General features: G+C 59.5%; 13 protein-coding genes and 1 pseudogene. 5 read left to right on the plus strand and 9 right to left on the minus strand.

Annotated features, from left to right (window positions below):
- The first annotated feature begins 188 nt into the window (after positions 1 to 188).
- The 3 genes from CHH27_RS03630 to CHH27_RS03640 all read left to right on the plus strand — a co-directional run bounded on the left by CHH27_RS03630 (position 189) and on the right by CHH27_RS03640 (position 8,031).
- Positions 189 to 4,529: a PA14 domain-containing protein gene (locus CHH27_RS03630; protein WP_094070371.1), complete on the plus strand. Its 4,341-nt coding sequence runs from the start codon at positions 189 to 191 to the stop codon at positions 4,527 to 4,529.
- A 434-nt stretch (positions 4,530 to 4,963) separates the two neighbouring features.
- Positions 4,964 to 6,808, plus strand: a complete 1,845-nt coding sequence (gene ilvD, locus CHH27_RS03635; protein WP_094070372.1) for a dihydroxy-acid dehydratase — start codon at positions 4,964 to 4,966, stop codon at positions 6,806 to 6,808.
- Positions 6,809 to 6,939: 131 nt separating this feature from the next.
- Positions 6,940 to 8,031 carry a metal-dependent hydrolase gene (locus CHH27_RS03640; protein WP_094070373.1) on the plus strand — a complete coding sequence of 364 codons (1,092 nt, stop codon included), beginning with the start codon at positions 6,940 to 6,942 and terminating at the stop codon, positions 8,029 to 8,031.
- 32 nt (positions 8,032 to 8,063) lie between these two features.
- Here the strand turns inward: CHH27_RS03640 and CHH27_RS03645 are convergent, their stop codons facing one another.
- The 4 genes from CHH27_RS03645 to CHH27_RS03660 all read right to left on the minus strand — a co-directional run bounded on the left by CHH27_RS03645 (position 8,064) and on the right by CHH27_RS03660 (position 13,044).
- Complete coding sequence (locus CHH27_RS03645) at positions 8,064 to 9,005, minus strand: hypothetical protein (protein ID WP_208988520.1); 942 nt, start codon at positions 9,003 to 9,005, stop codon at positions 8,064 to 8,066.
- Positions 9,006 to 9,215: 210 nt separating this feature from the next.
- Positions 9,216 to 9,740: a TerB family tellurite resistance protein gene (locus CHH27_RS03650; RefSeq protein WP_094070374.1), complete on the minus strand. Its 525-nt coding sequence runs from the start codon at positions 9,738 to 9,740 to the stop codon at positions 9,216 to 9,218.
- A 66-nt stretch (positions 9,741 to 9,806) separates the two neighbouring features.
- Entirely contained in the window at positions 9,807 to 11,993 is a 2,187-nt protein-coding gene (locus CHH27_RS03655) for an anthranilate synthase component I (protein WP_094074498.1), read from the minus strand.
- A 259-nt stretch (positions 11,994 to 12,252) separates the two neighbouring features.
- Positions 12,253 to 13,044 carry a transporter substrate-binding domain-containing protein gene (locus tag CHH27_RS03660; protein ID WP_157738668.1) on the minus strand — a complete coding sequence of 264 codons (792 nt, stop codon included), beginning with the start codon at positions 13,042 to 13,044 and terminating at the stop codon, positions 12,253 to 12,255.
- A gap of 224 nt (positions 13,045 to 13,268) precedes the next feature.
- Here CHH27_RS03660 and sthA point away from each other — a divergent pair, with 224 nt between their 5' ends.
- Positions 13,269 to 14,669 carry a Si-specific NAD(P)(+) transhydrogenase gene (sthA, locus tag CHH27_RS03665; RefSeq protein WP_094074499.1) on the plus strand — a complete coding sequence of 467 codons (1,401 nt, stop codon included), beginning with the start codon at positions 13,269 to 13,271 and terminating at the stop codon, positions 14,667 to 14,669.
- 18 nt (positions 14,670 to 14,687) lie between these two features.
- Here the strand turns inward: sthA and CHH27_RS03670 are convergent, their stop codons facing one another.
- The 3 genes and pseudogenes from CHH27_RS03670 to CHH27_RS28625 all read right to left on the minus strand — a co-directional run.
- Positions 14,688 to 15,878 (minus strand): cytochrome P450, encoded by a 1,191-nt coding sequence (locus CHH27_RS03670; RefSeq protein WP_094070376.1) that lies wholly within the window; start codon positions 15,876 to 15,878, stop codon positions 14,688 to 14,690.
- A 111-nt stretch (positions 15,879 to 15,989) separates the two neighbouring features.
- Complete coding sequence (locus CHH27_RS28620; RefSeq protein ID WP_371681848.1) at positions 15,990 to 16,391, minus strand: rhodanese-like domain-containing protein; 402 nt, start codon at positions 16,389 to 16,391, stop codon at positions 15,990 to 15,992.
- Positions 16,371 to 16,718, minus strand: a pseudogene (locus tag CHH27_RS28625) (FKBP-type peptidyl-prolyl cis-trans isomerase); the annotation flags it as partial. The pseudogene CHH27_RS28625 and the gene CHH27_RS28620, both read right to left, overlap by 21 nt.
- A 153-nt stretch (positions 16,719 to 16,871) precedes the next feature.
- On the opposite strand from CHH27_RS28625, the gene CHH27_RS03680 reads away from it, so the two are divergent.
- Positions 16,872 to 17,891: a M23 family metallopeptidase gene (locus CHH27_RS03680; RefSeq protein WP_094070378.1), complete on the plus strand. Its 1,020-nt coding sequence runs from the start codon at positions 16,872 to 16,874 to the stop codon at positions 17,889 to 17,891.
- Between the two features lie 83 nt (positions 17,892 to 17,974).
- Here CHH27_RS03680 and CHH27_RS03685 read toward each other — a convergent pair whose 3' ends face one another.
- Both CHH27_RS03685 and CHH27_RS03690 read right to left on the minus strand, forming a co-directional pair.
- The gene (locus CHH27_RS03685; protein ID WP_094070379.1) at positions 17,975 to 18,565 is read right to left on the minus strand and encodes an HD domain-containing protein; all 591 of its coding nucleotides are present in this window, start codon (positions 18,563 to 18,565) and stop codon (positions 17,975 to 17,977) included.
- Positions 18,562 to 19,704, minus strand: a complete 1,143-nt coding sequence (locus CHH27_RS03690; RefSeq protein WP_094070380.1) for a TauD/TfdA family dioxygenase — start codon at positions 19,702 to 19,704, stop codon at positions 18,562 to 18,564. The genes CHH27_RS03685 and CHH27_RS03690 overlap by 4 nt, the downstream gene beginning before the upstream one ends.
- Between the last annotated feature and the right edge of the window lie 18 nt (positions 19,705 to 19,722).

The raw sequence follows: 19,722 nt of genomic DNA on the forward strand, positions 1-19,722 counted from the left end.
GGGATTATCCGGATGATTTCATAAAAAACCGTATAGCACCGAGCTTCCCTAAAGTTGTCGGAGGGCAGAACTGGCACGCCAGTTGCTAACACTGCTCGGCAGAAGCAACTCAAAATACATGCATCCCAAAACGACACAGAACCTTGAGAGAGGTGTTTCGATTTGGGACCGTCGTGGGAGACCGTTTTATGGATGCCAATATCAATGGTGAATGGACCGACCTGCAGCAATGGCCGCTCATCGGTCTGCATGCGATCGTGATGGACGACGGTCGTGTGCTGACCTTCGGGACAGATGACCGAGGCATGCAGGGCGGGCAATTCATCTACGATATCTACGATCCCAAGACCGGGCAGCATCAGACGCTGGAAAACACCACGCCGACGGACATCTTCTGCTCAGCGGCGATGATCATTCCCGGCACGAACAAGATCCTGATTGCCGGTGGTGACGCGAGACCGCTGGGATCGGTCAACAAGGGTGTGGCCGATGTCAATATTTTGGACATGGACACCGGAGAACTCTATCCGGCTCCTGACGGCGACATGGCCTTTCAACGCTGGTATCCGACCATGGTCAGCCTTCCGGACGGCAGAATGGTCATGTTGGGCGGCTCGGACATAAACGGCAGAGGCGTTTCCACACCGGAAATCTATACCTATGGAGAAGGATGGACGACGCTGACGGGTGCCGTTGACGGCGAAATCGGAAGAAGCTCCTCGTATCCGCGAGCGTTCGTCAATGACGAAGGCGACATCGTTTACATGGCCACCGGACGCGGGACCGATTCCGAAGTTGAGGTCATGAAGCTCAACGTGGACGGAAACGGGTCCCTGACTCAAATCGGCTCCGTGCCGTTCAGCATTGCCTGGGATGCACCAGCGGTGATGTACGAAGCTGGCAAGGTGCTTGTCCAGGATGCCCAGACCGGCCTCTGGTCAATGGACATCAACGGGGATCAGCCGAGTTTCACCCGCGTCGGGACACTGTCCCAGGAACGCAACTGGTCCAACATGACCACCCTTGCGGACGGGACCGTGCTGATCAACGGCGGGACCAGCAATGGCAACACGGAAGCGGGCGCGGATCATACGGCTGTCATCTGGAACCCGGACGACAATTCACTGACCTATACGGTCGATGAGGACAATCCACGCCTCTACCATTCCGCATCGGTCCTTCTGAACGACGGCACCCTTTTGTCGCTCGGTGGGGGCTCGGCCGGAATGGCTGAGAACAATTATCTCGACGGCCAGGTGTACCGTCCTCCCTACCTTTATGACGACAACGGCAATCTGGCGGACAGGCCGCTGGTCACCGATGCCCCGGAAGACGTGGACCCGGGGGAAACATTCTCCGTCACGGTTGATACCGCTTCGGATATTCAGCGTCTTACCCTGGTGCAGAACGGTGCGGCCACTCATGCGCTCAACATGGGGACCCGTATGGTCGAACTCGAGTTCACCATGGGAGAAGGCAACACGCTACAGGTCACCATGCCCGAGCTGGCCGATGGTGTGTTGGCTGGTGCCTGGATGTTGTTTGCCTGGAACAACGAAGGCGTGCCTTCGGTCGCGCCGATGATCAATGTCAATCCGGTGTTCGATACCGGTGGCAATCTCAATCCGGACAATCTGCTCGACAATGGAAGCTTCGAGGTTGCCGGAGTTGTCGAGACCTGGGAAACGCGCACCTATGTCCATGGCTGGGAATTCACCAAGCAAGGGGTCGAACTCTGGCGCGACGGACACAATGGCGTCGCCGCTACGGACGGAAACACCTTCATCGAAGTCGATGACTCGCTCGGCGTGATCTCACAGTCCGTGACCCTCGAAGCTGGCAAATCCTACCAGCTGTCGTTCGACTACAGCGGTCGCCCCGGACATGTTGCATCTTCCGAACTGGAAGTGTTGTGGAACGGCGAAGTGATCGCGACCATCACGCCGCAGGATGATGTTTCAAGGCAGTACGATTTTTCCGTCGTGGGTCTTGCAGGCGAAAACACCGTTGGCTTCCGGGCGAGACAAGCCGACACCGACACCGTTGGAGGGCTGCTCGACAACGTTGCGCTTGTCGTTGACCCGGACGGCGGTGAGGTCAAGGAACAGATTACGGCCGAATACTTTAATGTTGACGCCAACAGGCTGTCAGACATCGATTTTGCAGGGGCGTCGCCGATTCATACCGAAACGATGACAAGCATCGAGGAAACGACCGACGGCGCCTTCTATGAAGGCGGCAGGTCCGACTATTTTGCAGCGCGGTATACCGGCAGCTTCAAGGTCGTCGAGGCAGGGGTCTACACTTTTTATCTCAACTCCGACGACGGCTCCAACCTCTCGATCGACGGTCTGACCGTAATCGACAATGACGGGCTGCACGCAGCCAGGGAGGTCTCCGTGGACCTCTATCTGGACGCCGGCACACACGATTTCCAGGCGCTCTATTTCGAAAAGGCCGGCCTTGCGACAATGGAACTCGACTGGTCCGGACCCGGTTTCTCCCGTCAAATCTTCGATGTGACGGGACCGACTTCGGTCACGCCGAACCCGAATCCACCCACCACGGGTCAGATCACGGCCGAATACTTCAATGCGGACGCCAACAGGCTTTTCGACATCGATTTTTCGGCGTCGGCTGCCGTCCATACGGAAACGATGACAAGCATCGATGAATCCACCGATGGCGCCTTCTATGAAGGCGGCAGGTCCGACTATTTTGCCGCACGGTATTCCGGTGGTTTCGAGGTTGCCGAGGCGGGTGTTTATACCTTCTATCTGAACTCCGACGACGGCTCCAATCTGTCCATCGACGGCATGGTCGTCATAAAGAACGACGGCTTGCATGCGGCGAGGGAGGTCTCCGTTGACCTCTATCTGGAGGCCGGGACACATGAGCTTCAGGCGCTCTATTTCGAGAAGGCCGGCCACGCAACCATGGAGCTGGATTGGTCCGGGCCGGGCTTTTCCCGTCAAACCTTCGATGCCACGGGGCCGGCAATGGTGACGCCGCTGCCGCCCGTCCTGGGGCAGATCACGGCAGAATACTTCGATGCTGATGCCAACAGGCTTTTCGACATCGATTTCTCGGCGTCGGCTGCCGTCCATACGGAAACGATGACAAGCATCGATGAATCCACCGACGGCGCCTTCTATGAAGGTGGCAGGTCCGACTATTTTGCCGCACGGTATACCGGTGGTTTCGAGGTTGCCGAGGCGGGCGTTTTTACCTTCTATCTGAACTCCGACGACGGCTCCAATCTGTCCATCGACGGCATGGTCGTCATAAAGAACGACGGCTTGCATGCGGCGAGGGAGGTCTCCGTTGACCTCTATCTGGAGGCCGGGACACATGAGCTTCAGGCGCTTTATTTCGAGAAGGCCGGCCATGCGACGATGGAGCTGGATTGGTCCGGACCGGGCTTTTCCCGTCAAACCTTCGATGCCACGGGGCCGGCGATGGTGACGCCGCTGCCGCCCGTCCTGGGGCAGATCAGGGCAGAATACTTCGATGCTGATGCCAACCGGCTCTCCGACATCGATTTCTCAGGGGCCTCTCCGGTTCACACGGAAACGATGAAAAGCATCGAGGAAGCCACGGACGGCGCCTTTTATGAAGGCGGCAGGTCGGACTATTTCGCTGCACGCTACACCGGTGAGTTCGTGGTTGCCGAGGCAGGTGTTTACACCTTCTATCTCAACTCCGATGACGGCTCGAACCTGTCGATCGACAGACTGACCGTTATCGACAATGACGGGCTGCATGCGGCCAGAGAGGTCTCCGTGGACCTTTACCTGGACGCCGGGACGCATGATTTCCAGGCGCTTTACTTCGAGAAAGGTGGCCTAGCGACGATGGAATTGGACTGGTCCGGACCGGGCTTTGCCCGTCAGACCTTCGAGGTCACCGGCACCGGGGTCGAAACCGACCTGATCGTCAACGGTGATCTCGAAGCGCTTCCGATGACGTCCGGCACCTACTGGCAAGGTTACGCCAATGGCGAAGTGCCTGGATGGCAGAATGCGAGCGAAAACTACCTTGAACAGGTCACCTATGATGGAACCCAGGCGCTGGACCTGGATGCCCGTGGGGTTTCCGACATGATCTATCAGGATGTCCGGACTTCGGAAGGCCGTGTTTATGATCTGAATTTCGATGTCGTCAGGGCCGTTGCCGGGACGTCCGATTTCGAGGTGCTTTGGAACGATGAGGTCGTCGCGCTCGTTTCTCCCTCGAGCGGTGAGAGTTTCAATTTCGAAGTCGTGGGCACCGGCGGCGACGACAGGCTGGCGTTCCGCGAGATTGCGTCCCAGAACAATTTCGATGGCGCTTATCTGGACAACATAGCCTTGTTGCCAACCGACAGGGTTGTGCCGGCCACCGGTCAGGCCCAGGAAGCCGGCTTTGCAGCGGCTAGACTGGGCGATGATGTCGTTGTTGACTGGAGCGCCGACAATTTCGACGTCACCTACGACAATGACGAGATTGTCTTCAACGGCCAGCCTGCGGACGCCGACCTGGTCGCTTAAGGCCCTCTCGTTCGCGCAACAGATGGGACGCTGCAAAGCCGCGCCGGTTTGCAGCGTCCCGTGTCCTTTTGAGCGAATGAAATCACTCCAGACGCCATGTGGAAAGCACGTCAGCACTTCAGTTGCTGGAGTGGGCGATTTCCTTGTTCTCGACCGGAATCCTCGCAATGCTCCGGTTTCCGGAAACCGTGCCTTCTGGGCCAGAAAGTCCGGTTTGCGGGCACACGGTTCGGTGCCGTGAGGGGCGCTTCGGACCTGCGTGGGCTGTCCTCGGGGGAGCCGTACCGCAGCGTACTCTTTTTTCACGATCCGGCCTTTCGCTCTCCGGAAAAAACTGCCAAACCCGCATCAAGGTAACCAGGGCGCTGATACCTGTCCGCTCGGTCGCGTGCGAACCATCGGGGAGGGCAGGGGCGCATCCAGAGAGAGAAACAATGCCTCCGTATCGTTCCAGAACCTCCACCCATGGCCGCAATATGGCCGGTGCCCGTGGCCTGTGGCGCGCAACCGGCATGAAGGATGACGACTTCGGCAAGCCGATCATCGCGATTGCCAACTCCTTCACGCAGTTTGTACCGGGTCACGTCCATCTGAAGGATCTTGGCCAGCTGGTTGCCCGCGAAGTCGAAAAAGCTGGTGGTGTCGCCAAGGAATTCAACACAATCGCCGTTGATGACGGCATCGCCATGGGCCATGACGGCATGCTCTATTCGCTGCCGTCGCGCGAGGTCATTTCCGATGCGGTGGAATACATGGTCAACGGCCATTGCGCCGACGCGATCGTCTGCATTTCCAATTGCGACAAGATCACGCCCGGCATGCTCAACGCCGCCATGCGGCTGAACATTCCGGTCGTGTTCGTTTCCGGTGGCCCGATGGAAGCCGGCAAGGTCGTCCTTGAAAACGGTGTCGAAAAAGCGATCGACCTGGTGGATGCCATGGTCGCTGCCGCCGATGACAGCATGTCCGATGCCGACGTGCTGGCGATGGAACAGAATGCCTGCCCGACCTGCGGCTCCTGTTCCGGCATGTTCACCGCCAATTCCATGAACTGCCTGACCGAAGCCCTTGGCCTGTCCTTGCCGGGCAACGGTTCGACACTTGCGACCCACGCGGACCGCCGCCGGCTCTTTGTCGAGGCCGGCCATCTGATTGTCGACCTGGCTCGGCGCTATTACGAGCAGGATGACGAGAGTGTGCTGCCGCGCAACATTGCCAGCTTCAAGGCCTTTGAAAATGCCATGAGCCTGGATATTTCCATGGGCGGCTCCACCAACACCATCCTGCATCTGCTGGCCGCGTCTTATGAGGGCGAAATCGGCTTCACCATGGACGATATCGACCGCCTGTCCCGGAAAGTCCCGGTCCTGTGCAAGGTCGCGCCCGCGGTCGAAAACATCCACATGGAGGATGTGCACCGCGCAGGGGGCATCATGGGCATTCTGGGGGAACTTGACCGGGCCGGTCTGCTTCATTCCGACGTGCCAACCGTTCATGCCGCGACCATGAAGGACGCCTTGGCGCGCTGGGACGTCACCCAGACGAATTCGGAAAGCGTGCATGACTTTTTCCGGGCGGCGCCCGGCGGTGTTCCCACCCAGGTGGCTTTCAGCCAGGAACGCCGTTGGGACGAGCTCGACGTCGACCGCAAGTCCGGCGTCATTCGCGATCTCGACCATGCCTACAGCAAGGACGGCGGGCTGGCTGTTCTTTACGGCAACATCGCGGAAGACGGCTGCGTGGTAAAGACCGCCGGTGTCGACGACAGCATCCTGAAATTCTCCGGACCGGCGCGGATCTTTGAAAGTCAGGACAGTGCCGTTTCGGCGATCCTGACCAACAAGGTGAAAGCCGGCGATGTCGTGCTGATCCGCTATGAAGGACCGCGCGGCGGACCGGGCATGCAGGAAATGCTCTATCCGACCAGCTATCTGAAATCGAAAGGCCTCGGCAAGGATTGCGCCTTGATCACCGACGGACGTTTCTCCGGCGGCACATCAGGCCTTTCCATCGGGCACATGTCCCCGGAAGCTGCCGAAGGTGGCGCCATCGGTCTGGTCGAGGAAGGCGATACGATCGTTATCGACATTCCGAACCGCGTGCTCAAGGTCGACCTGACCGACGAGGAGCTTGCGACACGCCGTGCGGCGATGGAGGCCAAAGGCGAGGTGGCCTGGAAGCCGCTTGAGCAACGCAAGCGCAAGGTCTCCAAGGCGCTGCGTGCTTATGCCAAGCTGACCACCAGTGCTGCCAAGGGAGCGGTGCGCGAAGTCGATTAAGGCCTGAAAGGTCGTTTCAGCCAGAAAGGCGGGTGTCCAACCCGCCTTTTTTTGTTGCAGGCATTGTCAGACCGGGGAAGCTACCGCACATATCCGGCTAATCTTTCTCTTGGCCTTTGACCGGACCCTTCATGGACTCACTCACGCAATTTGTTCTTGGCGCCGCTGTTTCCACCGCACTTCTTGGCAAGAAAATCGGCCCGCGCAAGGCTGCTCTTGTCGGTGGTGCGCTTGGCACCTTGCCGGATCTGGATGTTTTTCTGCCGTTTGACGATCCGATCGACAGCTTCGTCTATCACCGGGGCTGGAGCCATTCGATCTTTGTGCATGCCCTGGCCGCACCCGTGATCGGTGAGGGACTTGTTCGCCTTTTCAAGGCGTTGCGGGATGAGCGTGTCCTGACCTACCTGGCCGTCTATCTTGTTTTTGTCACCCACGCCATGATCGACGCCATGACGGTCTATGGCACACGCATCTTCTGGCCAATCTATCCCGATCCCGTCGGCGTGGGCTCCGTATTCATCATCGATCCCATCTACACACTGCCACTTCTTGGGGTGGTCATCTGGGCGCTTTGCCGGGGCACATGGTCGGAACGCCTGGGGCGCTGGACAAAGGGCGCCTTGATCGTCACGAGCAGCTACATGCTGCTCTCCATCGCGATCCAGCAGTATGTCGAATGGAAGGCGCGGGACATGTTTGCGGGCAATGGCGGACAGCCGGAGCAGGTCTATGCGATTGCCGCGCCATTCAATATCACCCTCTGGAAGGTGATCGGTCTCGACCAGGACCGGTACCGGAACCTCTACGTGTCGCTCTTCGATGGAGACCAGCCTGCCGAGATCTATGAGCATCCCCGGAACCCGGATCTTTCCGCGTGTCTGGAGCGAAGCGAAGCCTATCAAAAACTGGACTGGTTCAGCCGCGGCTATTTCCGCTCGGACCTGATCGACGGCAAGCTTGTCCTGTCCGATCTGCGCATGGGCCTGACGCCCGGCTACGCGTTCCGTTTTGTGATCGGCGAGTTGGGCGAAAACGGCATTGAGCCCGTCGATCCCGAGCGTTTCGTGGATTCAGTGCGCGTGGAGGAGGGAGATTTCGACTGGTTGTTGACCCGCCTTCAGGGGCTTCCGGCAGAACGTGTCGCGGAAAGCCGTTCGGAGAGCGACGTTAAACTCGCCTCGCTGGACGGATGCCGGGCCAGCGCGGGCGTCTCGGGCTGATTTTGCCTCCCGGGCACTGCGGAGTGCAGAGCTCAATTCTGAAGATCTGACTCAGACAGCGGCAGCAGCATTGTTCGGCTCATGAGCGCGTCGGGATCGTGAATCTCGGGGACCTGAGCACAATCTGGGGCCTGAGTGTCTTCCTGGGCAAGCGTGCCCATGAGGTCGGCGCAGATCGGAATGGCGGACTGCCGTGTGCCGCCGGCGGCGACCGTCATGACGTCCAGCAGCGACCCGTCCGTCTCTTCAAGTGCATGCGACAGGTGTTTGGCAAAGAGTGAAATGGTCCGGTCCGCCGAATAGTTGGCAGCCTGTCCGGGTCCGGATGAAATCACCAGGGCTTCCGGGCGATCCTTGTGGTCGACATTATGCGTCGCCAGAAGCCCGATATCGACCGCATGCGGGTTGTTTGTGTCCAGGATCAGGATGACCTCACCAGCCGGGATCGTATGCAGCAGGGCCGCAAAGGCAGAGGCAGACATCCAGGTGCCGTCGCTGACGGCTTTCAATGTTCCTTCAGGTTCCTCGGCAGCCCAAAGTTCCAGAACGTAGCCTTTTGCGTCGTCGGGGTTTGCCGTCTCGGCGAGGCCCAGCGGCACGTTTGCGTAGATGATCAACCGGTCATCTTCGTTGAGCTGGTTGGACAGCTCGGTCGCCTTGAGTTTCAGGGCGGAGGCGCTTGCTCCCTCGTTGACTAGCAGATGCTGGTGCTCGGGACCGGCGTCGAGACGCGGCGACAGGGCGGACAGCACCTTTTTCAGACTGTTCATGCAAACTTCAACCGACGGCACGTGCCAGGGCGGACAGGTTCCGATGGCCAGCACATGGTTCTGCATGGAGCCGCTTTCCTGAGAAGCGGCCGGAACCGGCATGAGCACAAGTGCTGTGGCTGCCAGCTTGACGGCAACACCAATGGCAGTCGCCCACGAACGAAGCGCTCGTGACAGCTTCCAGAAGGCGCATTCGGCCATCATGTCTCCCCAGATTCGATCAGCAGGATTCAACAACAATACTGGTCGCCGGTGAAAACCGGCTAAATCCGACTGCGTATTTCCATAGAACTCTGTTGCAGTCTGTTAATCAACTTTCTTTTGAAAGAATTGAAATCACAAGCACATCTGCGGCAGAAACCCGCCGGCTCTACGGAGCCAGTTCCATATACTTGCCGTAACGTCAAATCAGGGTCAGGCGCTCAACTGTTTCAACCGTTCGATAATCTGCTGGGTGTCGTCCGTCAGGGTGCCCGTATCGGCTTTGCCGACAGCAGTGACCATGCCGATCATGTCGGGCAGCGTGTCGCGACCGCCAAGAGCCACCGTGCGTTTGATCAGCCTGCGGATCATGTCGTCCGGGTTGGAGCTCTGGTTGGCGAGCCACTTTGCGAAGAGAAACAGTTCTTCCGCCTCCCGGAAGGACATTCCGAAGACAGTCGTCAGCTGATCCAGGATGGCATCCTGTTCGGCCTTGGAAATCCCGCCATCGGTCTCGGCGACGAGCACGAGAAGCGCAGCTCCCGTCACGCGCGGGTCGTCCACACCTTCACTCGGGTGCTGGTTGGCGCGGGTTCGAAAGCCGAAACGGCGAGCGGCGGCCTTGACGTCCTGTGCGGCTTCCAGGACGACACGTGTGCTGTCGGCAGCGACGCGAATGCGATAGATCCAGAAAGCGGCGGCGCCGGCAATGGCAATGACGGCAAGCAAAATATGCAAGGGAAAGCTCCTTCAGAAAACTGAGAGGAGCTATACCCTATTTCTCAGATTTAACCGTGACAAAAATCACAAGGCTTCGGCAGGCTGGCGTTCCTTGGCGGAGACCAGCCGGCTAACAACGTTCTCGATGATCTTGTGACCGGCGTCCTGATCCAGCGACATGATCGATTCGGGGTGGAACTGAACCGCAGCGATCGGCTCCTTCTGGTGTTCAAAGCCCATCACGACCCCGTCTTCCGTTTCCGCGGTCACGCGGAGATCGGCAGGCAGGCTGTCCCGCTTGGCGTAGAGCGAGTGGTAACGGCCGACGATGACCGGAGCGTTCAGACCTTCGAACAACACCGAATTGCCGGAGACGGAAACCGGTGACGGCTTGCCATGCATCGGCACATCCAGCTGTCCGAGTTCCGCGCCGAAATACTCCCCGAGTGCCTGCAATCCGAGGCAGACACCAAAGATGGGCAGCGCCCTGGAGCGGGCTCTGCCAATGGTGGCCGCACAATCGAAATCCTTCGGATTGCCCGGTCCGGGCGACAGGACGACAAGGTCCGGATTGACGTCATGGAAGACATGATCCGCAACGGGTGTGCGGTAGGTGACGACGTCGGCCCCGGTCTGACGGAAATAGTTCGCCAAGGTGTGCACGAAACTGTCTTCGTGATCGACCAGCAGGATCTTCAGGCCTTCACCGGGCTTTTTGACCTCAGCCTGTTCCGTTGTCCTTGTCGCCAGACCGGCTTCGCGGACGGCCGCGCGCATCGCTTCCGCCTTCAGCTCCGTCTCGGCTTCCTCGTCTTCCGGCACACTGTCATAGAGCAGGGTCGCGCCGGCCCGGATCTGCGCCAGGCCATCCTTGATGCGGACAGTTCGAAGCGTCAGGCCGGTGTTCATGTCGCCGTTGAACAACACGGCGCCGATCGCGCCGCCATACCAGGCCCGTGGCGACTTTTCGTGGTCCTCGATGAATTGCATCGCCCAGCGTTTCGGAGCGCCGGTGACGGTCACGGCCCAGGTGTGCGACAGGAACGCGTCAAGCGCATCCATGTCTTCACGCAGGATGCCCTCGATATGGTCCACAGTATGGATCAGCCGCGAATACATCTCGATCTGACGGCGGCCGATCACCTTGACCGAGCCGGGCACGCAGACGCGGCTCTTGTCGTTGCGGTCGACGTCGGAACACATGGTCAGTTCCGCCTCGTCCTTGGCGGAGTTCAGAAGCTTGCGGATCTGGGCTTCGTCTTCGATTGCGTTTTTGCCGCGCCGGATCGTGCCGGAGATCGGGCAGGTCTCGACCCGGCGGCCGCCGGTCACCCGGACATACATTTCCGGCGAGGCGCCGACGAGATATTCGGCATTGCCGAGATTGAAAAAGAACGAATAGGGGGAGGGGTTGATCTGGGCGAGGCGCCGGGAGACGGCAGACGGCGGATTGGCACAAGGCTCGTAGAAGGTCTGGCCAGGCACGGTTTCGAACAGGTCGCCACGGCGGAAATAGTCCTTGGCCTTGTGCACCAGCTTGGCATATTCGCCGGGTTCGTGATCGCCACGCCCCGGGTCACGGTTTGCCGGCGTGTACTGGTGTTTCTCGCCGGTCCGCTCCAGTCCCTTCGTGGTGCGGCCGCCGACGACAAAATCGTATTCCAGCACGTAGGCGCGCTTGCCGTGGTGATCGACGATCAGTATTTCGTCGGGCAGAAACAGCACCACGTCACGCTGGTCGCCGGGACGGTCGAGCTTCAGGTCAATCGGTTCGAACTGGAAGGCAACGTCATAGCCGAAGGCACCATAGAGGCCGAGCTGATCGTCGTCGCAGGCGAACATCTCCTTCATCGCGCGGACGATGGAGAAAGTCGACGGCTGGCGCGAGCGCTCCTCTTCGTTGAACAGCCTGTCAGGCACTTTCACCGTCAGGTCAATGCGGCTGTCATCGGCCTCGAAGCTGGCCACATCGGGATGAGATTTCAGCGTCTGGGCCACCGCGGGCAGGATGACCTTGCCGCGGTCGTTGAGTGCGCGGATCTCCACCCGGCGGTCAGCGGCTTCCAGCACCAGCGGCGGGTTGACGAGCGCCATGTCCCAACGGGTATAGCGGCCCGGATATTCATAGGAAGACGACAGCACCGCGCCGAGCTCGGCGTCGAGACGGTCGATCCATTCGGACGTGCCCGCTTCGTAATCGGAGGGGCGTGAGGTCCGCAGGATCGTGATCCCGCTCGGTGTTTCAAAGGTCTGGTCTGCCAGGGCCGGCATGGTGTTGTGTCCCGTTCTGGTGGCTGCCTTGGAGCTTCTGGCGGCCTTATAATGCACCAAGGCCGCCAGCGGTATCCCGCGGCGGCCTTTGGTAAAATCTTTGATCCGTTCAGAGCATGACTGATCGCTGGCCGCCTATTTCGCGCCGCGCCACCACCATGCTGCTTTCAAGATCATCTTCATGGACAAGAGCCTTAACGGAAGGGGATGAGGTTGGCAATGGGTTTGTTTTTGGCAACTGCGATACCGACGGTGAGCGTCAGTCAATCACGGTCTCTTCGCTTGCATGAACCTGTACCCAATCCTGCAGGCCGTAATTTTCCATGATTGACTGAAGTTCTCCGGACTTGCGAAGTCGTTTCATACCGTCGCCAAGCGCCCTGGCGATGTCGTGTGAATGGGCCTTTGCAGGCGACAGGGCGAGATAGAGATTGTCTTCAGTAAAGGTTTTTTCGAGCCGGAACTGATCGCCTATCCCCAATTCCGTTGCCTTGTAAGCGAAGGAGTTCACGTCTTCGACAATCATGTCCAGATGGCCGGCAAGAAGCGTCCTGATGTTCTGCTCAAGAGCCTTTGCACCGCCCGCATAGCGCCGTTCGGCAAACCGCTCCATCTGCAATTCGATGTCGTCCCCATAGGCATAGTTGATGATCAGGCCGACTTCCTTGCCCTTGAGGGAACTCGCCTCATCGTAGCGCCACGGATCGTCCTTGCGCACAAAAAGCCCGATTGTATAGCGCCCCTGCGGTTCGCTCGGGAAGACAAAGCCAGTCGCTTCCTCAGGCGTGCCGGCATAAACACCGTCATATTGGCCCTTCCGGGTCATCAGCAGCGCGCGGGCCCAGGTGATCTGCTGATAGTCGACCTGATAGCCGAGCGGTTCCAGGATCGCTTCGGCGATTTCGACCATGTAGCCGGGCTTTTCCGATCCTGGTGCGCAATTGACCGGGCACCATTCGTCGGCGGCAAAGGTCAGCGTCTGGGCGGTTGCAGCTCCGGCCGTCATCAGGCTCATGCCGAGCGCGAACAATGCTCCAAGGCGTTGGTTCACGAGCACACTTTCTGTTTGTTGTTTCTTTGCGCGCCAGTCTAGCGCGTCATTTGCGGAAAACCATGCGCCTTTGGGCGGTCCATCCACGCCTTTTGTGGTGAAATGCTTGACCCATTGAGCAAGATGCCGTCTTTGCGCAGCAGCAACACCAAAGGACGCATTTCAGAGCTTGAAGCGCGGTTGGTTGGGGCATGGTCCTGCGGACAGGTGGCAGTGAGGGGCGGATGGAACATTACGAACTGATCGTGATCGGCAGCGGGCCGGCAGGCCGGCGAGCGGCGATCCAGGCGGCAAAATTCGACCGCAAGGTGTTGGTTGTCGAACGTGGCCGCCGTGTCGGTGGCGTATCCGTCCACACCGGTACAATCCCGTCCAAGACCTTGCGGGAAACGGTGCTGAACCTGACGGGCTGGCGCGAACGCGGCTTTTACGGCCGCTCCTACCGGGTCAAGGATGACATCACCGCCGCGGATCTCAGAGCGCGTCTGCACATCACGCTCGACCACGAAGTAGAGGTGCTGGAGCATCAGTTTGCCCGCAACAAGGTCGATACCATTCGCGGCGAGGCCAAGTTCATCGATCCGCATCGCATCGAGGTGGAAGGCGAGGCGGGCGAGATCCACACGTTCTCGTCGGACAATTTCGTGATTGCAGTCGGCACCAAACCTTTCCGGCCCGACTATGTGCCCTTCGACGGGGAATATGTGCTTGACAGCGACGAAATCCTGGAGCTGAACGAGTTGCCACGTTCCATCGCGGTCATCGGTGCCGGTGTGATCGGTGTCGAATATGCCTCGATATTTTCTGCGCTCGATGTCCATGTCACCCTGGTGGAACCGCGCCAAACCATGCTGGATTTTCTCGATACGGAGCTGGTCGCGGATTTCACCCATCAGCTGCGCGATCGCGGCATCGCAATGCGCTTCGGTGCCAAGGTGGAGAAAATCGAAAAACACGGCCCGGGGGAATGTGAAATCACGCTGGAAGGCGGGCGCTGTGTGCGCTCCAACGTGGTTCTGTTTGCGGCCGGACGCATGGGCGCAACACCGGCGCTCGCACTTGATGCCTGCGGCCTGGAAACCGATCATCGCGGCCGGCTCAAGGTCGATCCGATGACGTTCGCCACAAGCGTCCCGCACATCTATGCCGCCGGTGACGTCATCGGTTTCCCGAGCCTGGCTTCGACCTCCATGGAACAGGGCAGGATTGCAGCGTGTCATGCACTTGGTGAAAAGGCCTATGACCCACCGGAATATTTCCCATATGGCATTTATGCCGTCCCGGAAATCTCAACCGTCGGCATGACCGAAGAAGAGATCCGCGAACGGGGGATCCCTTATGAATGCGGCGTGGCCCGTTTCCGTGAGACGTCCCGCGGACACATCATGGGACTCGACACCGGAATGCTGAAGATGATCTTCTCTTTGAAGACCAGGCGTCTGCTCGGCTGCCATATTGTCGGCGAAGGGGCGACCGAGCTGATCCATATCGGTCAGGCGGTGCTCAACCTGCGCGGAACCCTGGAATACTTCGTCGAGAACACCTTCAACTATCCGACGCTTGCAGAAGCCTACAAGATCGCTGCACTCGATGCCTGGAACCGCATGCCGCCGCTGGAGCGCTAGCAGATTTGCCGGGACCGCCTAGGCCACCAGCCGGCACGGCATTTCGCTGACGGAGCGCGTTGCACCAAGTCCGCGCAGTTGCGGTGGCGGTCCGGTGAGCACCGTCTTCGGAGCAAGCTGACAAAGTGCTGTCAGTGCTTCTTCCAATTCCGCGCGGGCCAGAGCCTCGCCAAGACACCTGTGTTCCCCGGCACCAAAGACGGGATGCCAGCGCGGGTGGTCCGTCCGGGAGATGTCGAACCTGTCCGGGGCCTCATAAACAGCCGGATCCCTCAGGGCCGCGACCACCAGCGGGCCGATCAGGCTGCCTTCCGGAATGGCGACGCCCTCAAACACCAGGTCCTTGGCGGCGACCCGGATGAGGGCCCCGATCACGGGGTCATAGCGTAGCCCTTCGGAAATGGCGCCCTGGATGTGTCGGTCGGTATCGGCGCAGAGCAGCTCCCACTGGTCCCGGTTCTGCATCAGCTGCGACAGGGTCGAGGTCAGGGCGCCGCGTGTCGTGTCTGACCCGGCCAGGACCAGTGTCACGATCTGCATGCGCGTTTCGATGCCGTCGAGCCCGGTGAGGCCGGCACGCTTCAGGTAGTCGCCCAAAAAGTCATGGGAACCGGCAGATTTGTGATCTTCAAGCAGGTCGGCAACATAGCTGTTCAGCGCAGTCAGGTCGTCCGCCGCTTCGGCGAGTACCTGGGGGGATCTGACGGACAACGCCCGGATAGCGGAGTAAACCAGTCGGGTGACCATGGGCAGGTCGGCGCGAGGGACACCCAGCACCATGGCGACCGTTCGCGCCGCGAGTTGCCCGCCAATCCGGTCGCGGAAATCGATCTCTCCGTTGTTCAATTGGTCTTCGATCAGGGCTCTGGCAAGCTGTTGCAACTTCGGCCGGAGCTGCCGGACAAGCGGCACGGCGAAACTTCTGGCAAGCGGGCCCCGGCGCCTGCCATGGGCCGGGGCATTGGAAAACAGCATGGAGTTCTGGAAGAGCTCGAAGACCGGGCCGCTCGTGATGCCCTGGATCGCCATGGTTTCCGTTTCCATCTGGCGCGTCAGGGCCGGGGCAACCAGCTGCTGCATGTGCTTCAGGGAAAAGGTGATGAAAATACCGTGCCGGTCCCGGACCACGGCGCCCTGCGCAGAGGCGTGCCGGACATAGTCGTGATCGGTCCAGCTCTCTTCCCGGGGCAGGATCTGCGGGGCGTTCATCAGGCTCTCCCTTTAGGTGCAGTCGCCGTTTGTTTTGGCGATCATTACGTAAAGGGAAACTTGCGGGAGTTGGTGCGATTTGACAACAGGTGAGTTCGATGGGCTGGTGGCTCAGCAGAGCCAGCACCCTTCGGGAATCTCTGCCGCGGCGATCTGATGGCCTTCACGGATCCAGTGTGCGATGCCACCTTGAACATTGGAAACATTGGTGAAACCGGCCTGCCCGGAAAGATATTCAGACAGGAGTTTGCTTCGCTGTCCTGTCTGGCAGATGAAGACAACCTCGTCGTTGGGTCCGGAGATCAACTTCTGCAATTCGGCCCCAAACTGCGGATTTGGATTACCGCTCCGGTCGAAGAACGTCAGCAAGTGACTGCCGGCAATGACGCCCGTCTGTTTCCATTCCTCTGGTCGACGAATATCAATCAGTGTCGTGCCGGCGGACAGCTTCGCTTTCAGCGCATCATTGCCGAGGTCCGAGAACTTCTTTGCCTTGACGTCGAGGAGTTCGATCTCGAATTTGAGTGTCGCGTCGGGCGGAATGACATCTCCGGCACCTCTTGCGCCATAGGCCATGTCGGGCGGAATGATCAGCTCGCGCTTGCCGCCGACCTGCATGCCTTCAACACCTTTTTCCCAACCCGGGATTACCCGGCGTTCGCCGAGCGTGAAGGAAAACGGCGTGCCGCGATCGAGACTGGAATCGAACTTTGTCCCGTCCATCAGCCAGCCGGTGTAGTGGACCACGACGGTTTCGCCGACATTGGCTTCCTCGCCGGTGCCTTTTTCAATGTCGCGTATTTGCAGGGTTTCCTGTGCCGCTGCCGGCAATGCCAGCATTGCGGTGACCGCCAGTCCCGCCAGCCATGACTTCAACATATTTCTCCACCTGAGTGTGTTTCGATCAAACTGCGCCTAGGTTGATGATTGCTGCACAGATTGCAACTCAATGCTACTTGATGGCTCCAGACTTTGAGGAAAAGGCTTCCTGTGATGCGTGTGCCCAATAGGATCTTTGCGGTTGCAACTTTGCTGCTGTGGTCGGAACAAGTGGTCGCGCAGGATCTGCAATTGTCAGTGCCCTTGCAGTGCAGCCTCGGCGTCGATTGTTTCGTTCAGAACTATGTCGATATCGATCCCGGTCAAGCGGTGCTTGCCGCAGATTGCGGCCAGGCGAGTTACAATGGTCACAAAGGCACCGATTTCAGGGTCCTGAACACCCGGGTAGCCGCAGACGTGCTGGCGGCGGCACCGGGCACGGTTCGCGCCCTGCGCAATGACATGGCCGACAGGCTGGTGCGCACGAAGGAAGATCGACAGGCTGTTCAGAACAGGGAATGCGGCAACGGAGTTGTCGTCTCACACGGCGATGGCTGGGAGACGCAATATTGCCACCTCCGCAAGGGCACAGTGACTGTCTCGGTAGGCGACCGGATCGAGCGTGGACAGCCGATCGGACAAGTCGGTTATTCCGGCTTGGCGGCCTTTCCACATGTGCATCTGACGCTCCGGCACAATGGCGAAACGGTCGATCCGTTTCTGGGCACCGTGTCTGAAACCCGACGGCGCGCACAGGCCTGCAAGGCAGGAGCGGATACCAGAGTGCCCATGGCGACAAGCCTGTGGCTGGATCCGGCGCTGGAGCTTCTGGACCATGCAAACGGAACTCTCATCGAGACCGGGTTGGCCGGCGGTCCGGTCGGGACGCTTGAGTTGGAAACGGCCTCGGCGCCTCCGGCTTCAGCAAGAGCGCCGGCCCTCGTTTTTTTCGCCAGGCTGATCAACCTGAAAAAGGGAGACCGCGTTGTCTTGAAGCTGACGGGTCCCAATGGCCTCATTGCACAATCGGATGGGCAGCCACTGGAAAAGAACAAGGCCCAATGGGTCGCTTTTACCGGCCGCAAGACCAAACCGTCTGGCTGGGACGCGGGTACTTATGTTGGCGAAGTTGCCTTGGTGCGGGACGGCAAGGAAGTGCTGAGCGAGACAACCGAACTTGATCTGACCGATTAGACCAGCAACCGCCCGGGCGCGGGGACCGGATGGCATGTCAGGCGTCGTATGCCGGGCAGATTGAGTAAGGCTGGAGGCTGGCTCTAGACCCCGAGATGCCGGTCAACGATCCGTTGCACCATCGGAGCGAAGTGCCAGAAGTCCGGCGTCTCCATGTCTGGCTGCTTGCCGGCCTCGTCGAGATAGCGCACCTGAATGATCTGTTTCAGGTTCGGGTTCTTCTCGAATTCGCGGACTTCCTCGTCATTCATCGGCCCGCCCTGAAGGTTGAGCGAATGAATGGAAGCATCCGAGAGGCGCTTGAAGTAGTCCGGTTTGGTCGCGCAAAGATAGCGCTTGGCGGCGACGTGGTAGCGTACGCAGTCGGTAATGACATCAGGGAAGAAACGGCTCAGCACGTCGGCCCCGGCCTCTTCGTGGTGCCTGTCTTCCGTATCATCCATCGAAAAGGTGCCGAACTCGGACGTGAAATGGCCGATATCATGGAGGAGGGCGCCGACGATGATGTCTTCCTCAAGCCCGTTCCGCTCGGCAAGTGTCGCCCCCTGAAGCATATGCTGCGCCATGGTAACGGGCTCGCCGAGATATTCTTCATCGCCGCACCGCTCGAAAATGTCTCCGAGGAAGGCAACGATTGTCTCGCGGGTCAGTTCATTTCCGTTCTGCTGGCTCATTCCGCAGCCTCCTGAACGCAGGTTTGCAGCGCCGCCAGGGTCGACATGAGGCCGTCCTTGTCGGCATAACAGCCCTGTAGCCAGCGGGTTCCCGTGCCGGAATAGGCCTTGCGTGCGTGCAGGACGCGGGTGTTGTCGACAAGGAAGCACTCGCCGGGTTCCAGGCGGAAACAGACCTCCATCGCAGGATCGTCGATGATCTCACCCAGCCGCCGGTACGCCGCGTAGTAGGTTTCCATCTTCTCGAACGGAACATCGGTGATCGCCGCGGAGGAGCGGTTGTTGAACCGCACAGCGATCAGTTCGCCGTCCGGTGCCAACTCGATCATCGGCTTGCGGGATCGCAGCCTGACACCGGCTTCTCCGGCATATTCGAACCTGGCGCAATGGCTGCTGAGCACGTCGAACCAGTCCGGGTTTTCCTGTTTGAGGCGCAGCGCGGCCGCAAAACCGTCCACGACCATGTTCTCGCCCCCGGCCGCCGAACTCTCAAGGCAATAGAGCACCTGAATGGTCGGGACGGGATCACGGTATGGATTGTCGGTATGGGCCTGAAGCCCAAGTCCGGTATAGGCAAGATTGGTCGGATTGACCTCGGTGCGCACTTCAAAGTGCCGGCCGTAATTGGTCTCGCGCACAAAACCGAACAATTTCACGACCTGCATTAGGGCCTTGTCCTCGACCGGACCACCCGTCAGTTTGCCGAAGCCGAAGCGGGCGACCTCTTCCAGCCAGTCACGTTTTGCAGCTGCGTTGGACTGTACGGCGGTAAAGTCTGCTGAGGGGACCCGGTCGCTCAGCTGACTGTCCCAGGTCTCGATATCAGGCGTCGTCCAGCCAAGGGTGTCTGCCGCCGGTCTGTCGTAGGAATGAACATGCAGCCATGAAAGGTCGTAGGCGATCGTCTTGTCTTCCGGGACAAAGGTAACCACAAGTGTTCCCGCATGGACTTTCGCCGCGCTGATGCGGATGTCAGGGGCAATGTCGCGCAAGGCAATCAGGCGCTGGCCGTTGCCCGGGGAGCGTGTTTCCGGGTCCACCGCATTGTCGCGCAACCAGACGGCATGAAAACGGTGGCTGCCACTTGCGGTGTTGAGGACAAGATATTTTCCATCCTCGTGAATTGAAACGTCAGACATGGTCCGGTCCTGTTGATC

Source organism: Labrenzia sp. VG12, from assembly GCF_002237595.1.
In the GTDB taxonomy this organism is placed as follows: domain Bacteria; phylum Pseudomonadota; class Alphaproteobacteria; order Rhizobiales; family Stappiaceae; genus Roseibium.